This window comes from Arthrobacter agilis (assembly GCF_002953615.1).
GTDB lineage: Bacteria > Actinomycetota > Actinomycetes > Actinomycetales > Micrococcaceae > Arthrobacter_D > Arthrobacter_D agilis_B.
Map to the genome: position 1 here is coordinate 1,452,837 of NZ_CP024915.1, position 8,314 is coordinate 1,461,150.

An 8,314-nucleotide genomic window follows, 5' to 3' on the forward strand; every position below is an offset into this window, starting at 1 on the left:
CGACGCCCGGTTCCCCGGTCTACAGCGTCGGCCACCGCAATGTGCAGGGGCTCGCGTGGGACTCGGCGGGCAGGCTCTGGGCCACGGAGTTCGGGCCGGAGGTCGACGACGAGCTGAACCTCATCGAACCCGGGGCCGACTACGGCTGGCCGGACGTCACGGGGGCGCCGCATGATTCCCGCTTCGTCGATGCGCAGGTGGTGTGGCCGTCGACGGCGTCGTCCTCGCCGAGCGGCATGGCGATCGTCGACGACGTGGCGTACATCGGCGGCCTGCGGGGGCAGCGCCTGTGGCAGGTCCCCCTGGTCGCCGGGACGGCGGGCGAGCCGGTGAGCCACTTCGACGGATCCTACGGGCGGCTGCGGGACGTGGTGGCCGGCAGCGACGGCTCCCTGCTGGTCGCGACGAACGAGCCCGGCAACGCGAGGATCCTGCGCGTCCGGACCGGCTGAGATCGGGGCCGAGCGGCTCGGTTTCATGTTTCCGCCGAAGTGCTGGTAGAGTTTCATGCTGTTGCGGATGACCTGAACCGGTGAAATCGGGAGGGAAAACGCCACGCACCTCTAGCTCAATTGGCAGAGCAATTGACTCTTAATCAATGGGTTCCGGGTTCAAGTCCCGGGGGGTGCACAACAGGACCCCGCGTTCCAGGTCTCGCCGCCTGGGATGCGGGGTTTTGTCTTGCCCAGCACGAATGCGCCCCATCCTCCGCGGACGATGGGGCGCGTTCGTGCTCGACAGGACGGGCCGGATCAGTACAGCGGTTCGTCGGGTCCTGCGAGGACCACGGCGTTGTTCCGCACTCCACGGATCCACCGCTTGAGGGCGATAGTGCCCCTTCTCAGAAACTTCATCGTTCTCGACCAACCTCTCCCGGTACCGACAGTAAGCCCCCTGTCTTTTATAGCGGAAGAACCTCGGCGCCCGCTGGGAACGCACTGCTCGACCTCCGGGCCGCGCCGTGCATGACCGCCACCGCGCCGGGACGCGCCCCTTACGGCTGGTTCTGCCAGCCGTCCTCCCCCATGGCGCGGGGAAGCGCGAGCAACAGGAGCAGGGCCGCCTTGTGGTCGAGATCGTTGCCGCCCGGGGAGGACAGGCGGAACTGGGCGAGGGTGGCGAATTCCTTCATGGCTGAGACCCATCGTGCGAGGAGAAAGAGGAGACCGGCACCGGCTGCGAGAGCCGTTGGAGGAACTGTACAGCGATCGGCCCGCAGCACACCGGAGCCCCGTCGGAGTTTTCGGGTGCGTAAGCACGCGCTGCATGTCCCACCGCGGTCCCCCACCGCGCGATCGGGCCGTCGACCCGCGGGACGCCGCCCTGCCGCCCGTCAAGGGCCCTCTCCGGTTCCACCGCGCGTTGCACCGGCTTTCCGGGCGCGTGCACGATGGCTGGTATCCCACTCCCGGAGGACCACCATGTTCAGGAACGCGGCGGATCGACCGCCCACCATCGAATTCCATCCCTGGCCGCGACCGATCCCGGCGCAGTACCTCGCGTTCCTGCAGGTCGCGGCGCTGCTCACGCTGGTGATGATCCTCCTCCTGACGGTCCTGCCCTCCCTGTCCTTCCTGCACTTCCTCGTCAGCGTGCTGGTCCTCGTCTCGTTCTTCCGACGGGCCCGCAGGCAGCACTCCCACCGCGAGGACGCGAACGACTGACTCCCCCGGCCCCGCCCTGCGCGGGCCTACGATGGACGCGTGAACGAAATCCTGTCCTTCGCAGGCAGCTACTGGTGGCTCGTCTTCCCACTGTCCGGCGTGTTCGCCGTCTGGGGGCGGCACTGGTCGGAGGCGAGCGAGCGACGGCACCAGCGCAAGATGGAGCTGTACCGCCTGAAGCATCCGGGCGCCCTGCACGGCGCGCACGTGCAGGCCGGGCAATCCGAACCTGTGCGCCGCCCCGAGCGCGACGTGCAGCACGTCGAGCGCATGCACGACGAGGTCGACAGGAGATGGCTGTCCTACGAACTCGATGCGGCGAAACTCATCGACTACCCCATGATGACCGACGTCCGGGAACCGCTCACGGTGGCGTTCCTCCGGGCGAAGCGCGAAGCCGACGCCCTCCGTCCCGAGGACCCCTCGACGGTCTCGGCGGAGGACCTCGCCGCCTACCGATCCGCCGTCACGTCCTACGATGTCGCGTTCCAGATCGCCGAGACCGAGGCCCGGCGTGTCCGCGCGAGCGGCTTCAGCGTGCAGGAGCGCCAGCGTCTGGACACGGCCCGGAAGCTCGTGACGGTTGCCGTCGACGACGCCGCCACGGCCGCGGAACGCCAGACCGCCTACCGCCGTGCCCGCCGGGAGCTCGACGGACTGATCGTGCTGCCCGATGCCACGATCACCTCGCTCGAGGAGAAGGTGGCCGGAGCGATCGGTCCGCGCCCTGAGCCCTCACCGTCGTGAGCCCAGCGGCACCCTTCCCTCCCTGCCCGTGCTGGACAATAATTCCAGCATCATGACAGGGGCGTGGCGGAAGCCACCCGGCAGGAGGCGGACACCATGGCAGCGACGATCAACACCTACCTCAACTTCAAGGACACCGCCGCACAGGCGATGGATTTCTACCAGTCCGTCTTCGGCGGTGAGCTGCAGCGGAGCACGTTCGCCGAGTACCAGGTGAGCGAGGACCCGGCGGAGCAGGACAAGATCATGCACTCGATGCTGACGACGCCGTCGGGTCAGGTCCTGATGGCCGCGGATACACCGAACAGCATGGAGTACAGCGCTCCCGCCGGGCACTCGCTGTCGGTCAGCGGCGACGACGAGGCGGAACTCCGCGGCTACTGGGAGGCACTCGCCGGAAGCGGCAGCGAGATCGTGCCGCTGGCGCAGTCGCCCTGGGGCGACAGCTTCGGCATGTGCATCGACGGCTTCGGTGTCACGTGGATGGTCAACATCGCCGGCGCTCCGGCTGCCGCCGGTGCGTCGGAGGACGGGAGCACCGGCGCCCGGTCCGACGCGGTGGGCGAGCCGAGCGGCGTCTGAGGTCAGGAGGCCGCGCCCGCCTCGAAGCGCAGTGTGGGCTCGTCCGGCGTGGAGAGCGTGAGGACGGCCTCCTCGATCCGCTCGTGATCCTCGATGTCGCGCTCCACCGCGCGGAGTACGACGGCGACGTCGTGCTCCGGGCGGTCGCCCACCAGGTCCACGGCAGCGACGAGGTACAGGCGTTCCGGCCCGACGTACTCGAGGTGCAGGTAGGTCACGCGCTCGATGCTGTCGTGGGCTCCCAACCGCTGCGCGACCGACTCGAGCAGGGCCGGCGAGACGGCCTGGCCGACGAGGAAGCGGCGGTTGCGGTCGATCAGGATCACGGCGATCACGCCGAGCAGCACGCCGACCAGGATGGAGCCGACCGCATCGGGCACGGGAGAGCCGGTGAGCTGGTGCAACAGGATCCCGAGGAACGCGATGACGAGCCCGATCAGCGCCGCGGAGTCCTCGGCGAAGACGGCGCGCAGGGTGGGGTTCGATGTCGTGGAGACGCTCTCCAGCGTGCTGGTGCCCCGTTCCTGGCCCGCCTTCCTCGCCTGGCGGAAGGCCTGCGTGAAGGAGACTCCCTCGAGGACGAAGGCCAGCGCGAGGACGATGTAGGCGATGCCGTAGTCCGCGGCCGGCTCGGGCTCGATCAGTTGCTGGACCCCGTGCGTGATGGACACGACGGCGCCGGCCGTGAACAGCCCGAACGCCGCGAACATGGACCAGACGTACGCCTCGCGCCCGTAGCCCAGGGGATGGGAGGGGTCCCGTCGGCGTCTGGACTTGCGTTCGGCGATCAGGAGGAAGATCTGGTTGCCGGTGTCCGCCCACGAGTGGGCCGCCTCGGCGGTCATCGAGGCCGAGCCGGTGATGACCGCTGCCACCGTCTTCGCGGCAGCGACGAGGAAGTTGGCCACGAAGGCGATGACGACGGTCAGCGGGCCCTCGCCACCCGGCGACTCCTTCCGCGGTCCGTTCTCGCCGGACCGTGCCTCCTGCGCTGCGGGGGATGCCTGGTTCTTCATGCCGTCCTTCCGGGACGCCCGGTGCCGGCGGCACTCCTGCAGGAGTGCCGCCGGCGGTCGGGTGCTACTTGGATGCTTCCTTGTTCACATCCGTCGGCGAGTCGAACTCGCGGTCGGGAAGGTTCCTGAGCGTCTCGAGGACCGCGTCGTCGGCCCCCTTGTCCTCTGCGTGCTTGACGAGGTCCTCCTTCGAGGCGGGGTAGTCCATGCCGCCCAGTGCCTTCTGGATGTCGATCGGACTCGGATCTGCCATGGTGCGCTCCTTCGTATCGGTTCGGTTCTGTTCCCTTGCACGTGCTCCCGGTGCGGGAGCACCGTCACTGGCCCAGGATCACGTGGGCAGCGTCTATGGCACGGTCGGTCACCGTGGTGGGCGCCTCGAGGTGCACGGCGCCCGAGGGGATGATGCCTGCTCCGCCGTAGCGTTCCATGACGCGCCACTGGGCGGCGACGTCCTCGCCCGCGTGCCCGGGTGGGAGCTGGTCCCAGAAGTCGAATCCCCCGCACTCGACGAGTGCCGCGCGGTCGAACAGCACGCATCCTCCGACCCACGCGACGCGGTAGAGGCGCCACCCGCCCGGCGGGATCGCGAGCTCGGCTGCGGCGTGTGCCAGGTTCGCGGCGTTGTGCAGCGGCCAGCGGGCAAAGCCCTCCGAGCCCGGGCGGATGCGCTCGGGCGACACCTCGTCGCCCGGCCACAGGGACAGCCCGGAGCGCTCGTGCGGCCTAGAGTCCGGGAGGTAGGACAGGCCCTGGACCGCTGATCCGACGAATCCGCACCCGGCCGCCCGCAGCGCCCGGTACATACGGTCCAGCGAGCCCGGCTCGAGCCAGACATCGTTGTCGAGGAACAGGACGAACGGGGCGTTGGCCAGGTCCAGCAGGTAATGCCGGTGCTCCGCCAGCCCCCTGCGCGGCAGGTGGCGTTCGAGGTGCACTTCCCGCCCCTGCGCCCGGAGCACCCGGACCATCGCGCTCACGGCAGGCTGGAGGAAGGACTCCGCCTCCCCCTCGGTCTGGTCGCTCACGATCACGCGGAACGGCACACCCTCCTGCGCGGCGAGCCCCGACAGCGTGACGGCCAGTTCCGCGGGCCGGCCGAAGGAGGTGATGAGCACGTCGACGACGGGATCGTCGCCTGAAGCATCCAGGGCCCACTCCCCCGACCAGCGCCTGGTCACGGCACGTCCCCCGCGAGCGGGGTGGACCGGATCTTCCGCACCACGGCGGCGGTGGACCGTTCGGGCACGTAGTCCAGGATGCTGACCCGTCCGCCGCAGGCCTCCACGGCCGGGGTCTCCTCGAGCATCTGGGCGGTGTAGTCGCCGCCCTTCGCGTACACGTCGGGCTTCAGCAGCTCGATCAGGGGGACCAGCGTGTCCGTCCCGAACACGGTGACGTAGTCGACGCAGCTCAGGGACGCGATGATGCCCGCCCGGTCGGCGATGGGGTTGATCGGCCGGTCGGGACCCTTGAGCCGACGGACGCCGTCGTCGTCGTTGAGTGCGACCACGAGGACGTCGCCGAGTTGCTTCGCCTGGTTGAGGTAGCGCGTGTGCCCGCGGTGCAGCACGTCGAAGCAGCCGTTGGTCAGGACGATGCGGCGGCCGGCTGCGCGGTCCTCCTCCACCTTCCTGAGCAGGTCCGCGGTGGCCAGCGCGGTGTCCGCGAACTGCTGCAGGTGCCCGGTCAGGTCTGCGGTCGTGCACACGGAGGTACCGGGCCGGTGGACGACGACGTCGGCCGCGGCCTGGGCCAGGTCCAGGCTGGTGGTGAGCGGAAGCCCTGCCGCGCGCGCGGCGGTGAGGCTGGCGACGAAGGTGTCACCCGCGCCGGACGCCTGCTTCTCGGTCGCGGGCTTGGCCCACGTCCGGTGCTCCTCGCCGTCCTGCCCTAGCAGCACCGTGCCGTCGCGGTCGAGGGTCACGACGACGGCTGCCGCGTTCGTCGCCGCGAGGAGCTCCCGGCGCCGCTCCGTCACCGTCGCGGCCCTGTCGGACCGCGGATCGAGGCGCGTCGCCAGGACCTGCGCGGCCTCCTGGGCGTTGGGCGTGACGATGTCCGGTCCGAGTACGGCCCAGCCCGCGGTGTCATGGGCGTCCACGACCACGAGGGTCCCCGGGTCGATGCTCGACGCACGGCCGAGCGCCGCGCGCACCTCCTCGCCGAGGGCGCCGGACCCGTAGTCGCAGACGACGACGGCGTCCGCGCCGGCGACGGCGCCGGGGATCCGTGCGGCGAACGCGGTGACGGCTGCCGCGGACAGCTGCTCGGGGGTGTCGTCGATCCTGAGCATGACCTGGTCACCGCCGAGGATCCGGTACTTCGTGGTGGTGCCGACGCGGGGGTCCTGCACGAGGTCGGTGGTGTCCACTCCGGCGTCGTCCAGGATCGTGCGGAGGCGTCGCCCGGCGTCGTCCGTGCCGATCAGCCCGCACATCCGCACCCTCGCCCCGAGTGCGGCGAGATTCATCGCCGTGTTGGCGGCACCGCCGGCGGCGTAGTCCCGTCGGGTGATGTCCACGACGGGCGCGGGGGCCTCACGGCAGAAGCGTTCGATCGTGCCACTCCACCAGCCGTCGAGCATCGCGTCCCCGACCACGGTGACGTGCGGGGCACGGTCGGCGATCGCGGCGGGCACCCATGCGGCGAGTCCGCGCACGTCCGAGAGGTCGGCCCCGTCGCGGCCGCCCTCGGGGTGGTCCTGCAGCTCGTCACCCATCAGGCGCCGTCCTGCGGCGGAGCGCTGATGTGGACCACCTTCACGAGGGCGAATTCGTCGAGCAGTTCGGGTCCGTAGCCGAAGCCGGCCCCACTGATGCCGCGGGGCTGCGCGGAGCCGCCGGGTGCGCCGCCGAACACCGCATTCACCTTCACGGTGCCGACCGACAGCCCGGCGATCGCCCGCTGCGCGTGCGCGATGCTGCCGGTGAGGACCGATGCGGCGAGCCCGTAGGGACCCGCCGCCGCGAGGCGCAGCCCCTCGTCGAAGCTGTCCACGACGGTCACGGGCGCAACGGGTCCGAAGGTCTCCTCCGCCATGATCGTCATGGTCTCCGTGCAGCCCGCGAGCACCGTCGCGGGGTAGTGCGATCCTGCGCCGGCGGGCACGACTCCACCCTCGAGGCACTCCGCACCGAGGCTGACGGCCTCGCCGACCTGCGCGTCGACGGACTCGCGCATGCGCCGGTCCACGAGCGGCGGGAAGGTCCCGCTCCCGTTGCGCTGCCGGGCCTCGAGGGTGAGGGCCGCCAGGAAGGGTTCCGCGATGGCCCGATGGACGTAGATGCGCTCCACCGAGGTGCAGATCTGGCCCGCGTTGGCGAAGGCTCCGAGCGCCGCCTGGCCCGCCGCCCAGACCGGGTCGACGTCGGCGTCCACGATCAGCGGGTCGTTGCCGCCGTTCTCGCGGATCACGTGCGCGCCCGTGAGGACCGCGGCGCGGGCGATCCGGGAGCCGGTGGCGCTCGAGCCGACGTGGGCGAAGACGTCCACGTCCGCCTCCATCGTGATCATCTGGCCCACCTCGGCGCCACCGGTCAACGTCGTGAGGACACCGTCCGGGAAGGCCGGCTGCAGCAGCCGCCCGAGCAGCTCACCCACGTGCGGGCACCGTTCGCTGGGCTTGTGGAGAACCGTGTTGCCCGTCACGAGGGCAGCGCCGATGAGTCCGGCGGCAACCGCCACCGGGTCGTTCCAGGGAGTCAGGAGCGCCGCGACGCCGCGCGGTTCCGCGACGGTGTAGTCCGTGGCCGTCACAGCTCCCCGCAGGCTCAGGCCACGGTGGACCGGCCCGAGTTCCGCGTACTGCTCGAGGGTGGAGATGCCGGCCTCGATGCCGCCGAGCGCATCCGCCAGCGGCTTGCCCGTCTCCCGGGTGTTCAGTTCCGCCAGTTCCTGCGCGCCGTCCCGCAGTGCGGAGGCCGCACGGCGCAGGGCCGCACCGCGATCGGCCGGGCGCGTGGCCGCCCATTCGGGCTGCACGGAGCGGGCCAGCGAGACCGCGAGGGACACCTGCTCGCGGACGGCGCAGGGCAGGGTCCCCACCTCGCTGCCGTCCCGGGGATCGAGGATGGTGAGGGACGTGTCGTCCTGCACATCAAGCACGATGTGTGCCTGGGAGTTGATGGACATTGCGCTCCTTGATGTCGTGTACCGCCGCAGCTCGTTCCACCACGCGGCTAGTGGTCCCGTACCCCGCTCCCGCGTGTTCACACACGCCGTCGGCCGATTTCTGCGCCCGGCGCATCCATCAGCACGCTTAGCATAATGTGGCGGGAGAAGCAGCGGCGGGCCGCGCTTCCC

At 70.6% G+C, this 8,314-nt stretch carries 10 protein-coding genes and 1 tRNA gene; 5 read left to right on the forward strand and 6 right to left on the reverse strand.

Annotated elements, in window-relative coordinates; all coding sequences use genetic code 11:
* Together CVO76_RS06975 and CVO76_RS06980 are read left to right on the forward strand one after the other, a co-directional pair.
* Positions 1 to 452 (forward strand): PQQ-dependent sugar dehydrogenase (locus CVO76_RS06975; protein ID WP_208741435.1); only part of this gene is annotated, 452 nt, incomplete at its 5' end.
* Between the two features lie 105 nt (positions 453 to 557).
* Positions 558 to 630 (forward strand) — tRNA-Lys (locus CVO76_RS06980).
* A gap of 364 nt (positions 631 to 994) precedes the next feature.
* Here the strand turns inward: CVO76_RS06980 and CVO76_RS06985 are convergent.
* Positions 995 to 1,132: a hypothetical protein gene (locus tag CVO76_RS06985; protein WP_208741437.1), complete on the reverse strand. Its 138-nt coding sequence runs from the start codon at positions 1,130 to 1,132 to the stop codon at positions 995 to 997.
* 289 nt (positions 1,133 to 1,421) lie between these two features.
* Between CVO76_RS06985 and CVO76_RS06990 the strand changes: the two genes are divergently transcribed.
* From CVO76_RS06990 to CVO76_RS07000, 3 genes are all read left to right on the forward strand, one after another.
* Entirely contained in the window at positions 1,422 to 1,664 is a 243-nt protein-coding gene (locus CVO76_RS06990; protein ID WP_133080777.1) for a hypothetical protein, read from the forward strand.
* Positions 1,665 to 1,703: 39 nt separating this feature from the next.
* Complete coding sequence (locus CVO76_RS06995) at positions 1,704 to 2,411, forward strand: hypothetical protein (RefSeq protein WP_208741439.1); 708 nt, start codon at positions 1,704 to 1,706, stop codon at positions 2,409 to 2,411.
* A gap of 96 nt (positions 2,412 to 2,507) precedes the next feature.
* On the forward strand, positions 2,508 to 2,993 hold the full coding sequence (locus CVO76_RS07000) for a VOC family protein (protein ID WP_208741733.1): 486 nt from the start codon (positions 2,508 to 2,510) through the stop codon (positions 2,991 to 2,993).
* 2 nt (positions 2,994 to 2,995) lie between these two features.
* On the opposite strand, the gene CVO76_RS07005 is transcribed toward CVO76_RS07000, so the two are convergent.
* The 5 genes from CVO76_RS07005 to CVO76_RS07025 form a co-directional block, all read right to left on the reverse strand.
* Positions 2,996 to 4,009: a cation diffusion facilitator family transporter gene (locus CVO76_RS07005; protein WP_208741441.1), complete on the reverse strand. Its 1,014-nt coding sequence runs from the start codon at positions 4,007 to 4,009 to the stop codon at positions 2,996 to 2,998.
* A 64-nt stretch (positions 4,010 to 4,073) separates the two neighbouring features.
* Positions 4,074 to 4,262 carry a DUF2795 domain-containing protein gene (locus CVO76_RS07010; RefSeq protein WP_133080780.1) on the reverse strand — a complete coding sequence of 63 codons (189 nt, stop codon included), beginning with the start codon at positions 4,260 to 4,262 and terminating at the stop codon, positions 4,074 to 4,076.
* 64 nt (positions 4,263 to 4,326) lie between these two features.
* Positions 4,327 to 5,190 carry a glycosyltransferase family 2 protein gene (locus CVO76_RS07015; protein WP_208741443.1) on the reverse strand — a complete coding sequence of 288 codons (864 nt, stop codon included), beginning with the start codon at positions 5,188 to 5,190 and terminating at the stop codon, positions 4,327 to 4,329.
* Positions 5,187 to 6,731 (reverse strand): PfkB family carbohydrate kinase, encoded by a 1,545-nt coding sequence (locus tag CVO76_RS07020; RefSeq protein ID WP_208741445.1) that lies wholly within the window; start codon positions 6,729 to 6,731, stop codon positions 5,187 to 5,189. Before CVO76_RS07020 ends, CVO76_RS07015 begins: the two co-directional genes overlap by 4 nt.
* On the reverse strand, positions 6,731 to 8,143 hold the full coding sequence (locus tag CVO76_RS07025; RefSeq protein ID WP_208741447.1) for an aldehyde dehydrogenase family protein: 1,413 nt from the start codon (positions 8,141 to 8,143) through the stop codon (positions 6,731 to 6,733). The genes CVO76_RS07020 and CVO76_RS07025 overlap by 1 nt, the downstream gene beginning before the upstream one ends.
* Between the last annotated feature and the right edge of the window lie 171 nt (positions 8,144 to 8,314).

Coding starts and splice junctions, on each gene's coding strand:
- CVO76_RS07025 (WP_208741447.1), bottom strand. CDS start 8,143: ATGTCCATCAACTCCCAGGCACACATCGTGCTTGATGTGCAGGACGAC.
- CVO76_RS07005 (WP_208741441.1), bottom strand. CDS start 4,009: ATGAAGAACCAGGCATCCCCCGCAGCGCAGGAGGCACGGTCCGGCGAG.
- CVO76_RS06990 (WP_133080777.1), top strand. CDS start 1,422: ATGTTCAGGAACGCGGCGGATCGACCGCCCACCATCGAATTCCATCCC.
- CVO76_RS07020 (WP_208741445.1), bottom strand. CDS start 6,731: ATGGGTGACGAGCTGCAGGACCACCCCGAGGGCGGCCGCGACGGGGCC.
- CVO76_RS06985 (WP_208741437.1), bottom strand. CDS start 1,132: ATGAAGGAATTCGCCACCCTCGCCCAGTTCCGCCTGTCCTCCCCGGGC.
- CVO76_RS07000 (WP_208741733.1), top strand. CDS start 2,508: ATGGCAGCGACGATCAACACCTACCTCAACTTCAAGGACACCGCCGCA.
- CVO76_RS07010 (WP_133080780.1), bottom strand. CDS start 4,262: ATGGCAGATCCGAGTCCGATCGACATCCAGAAGGCACTGGGCGGCATG.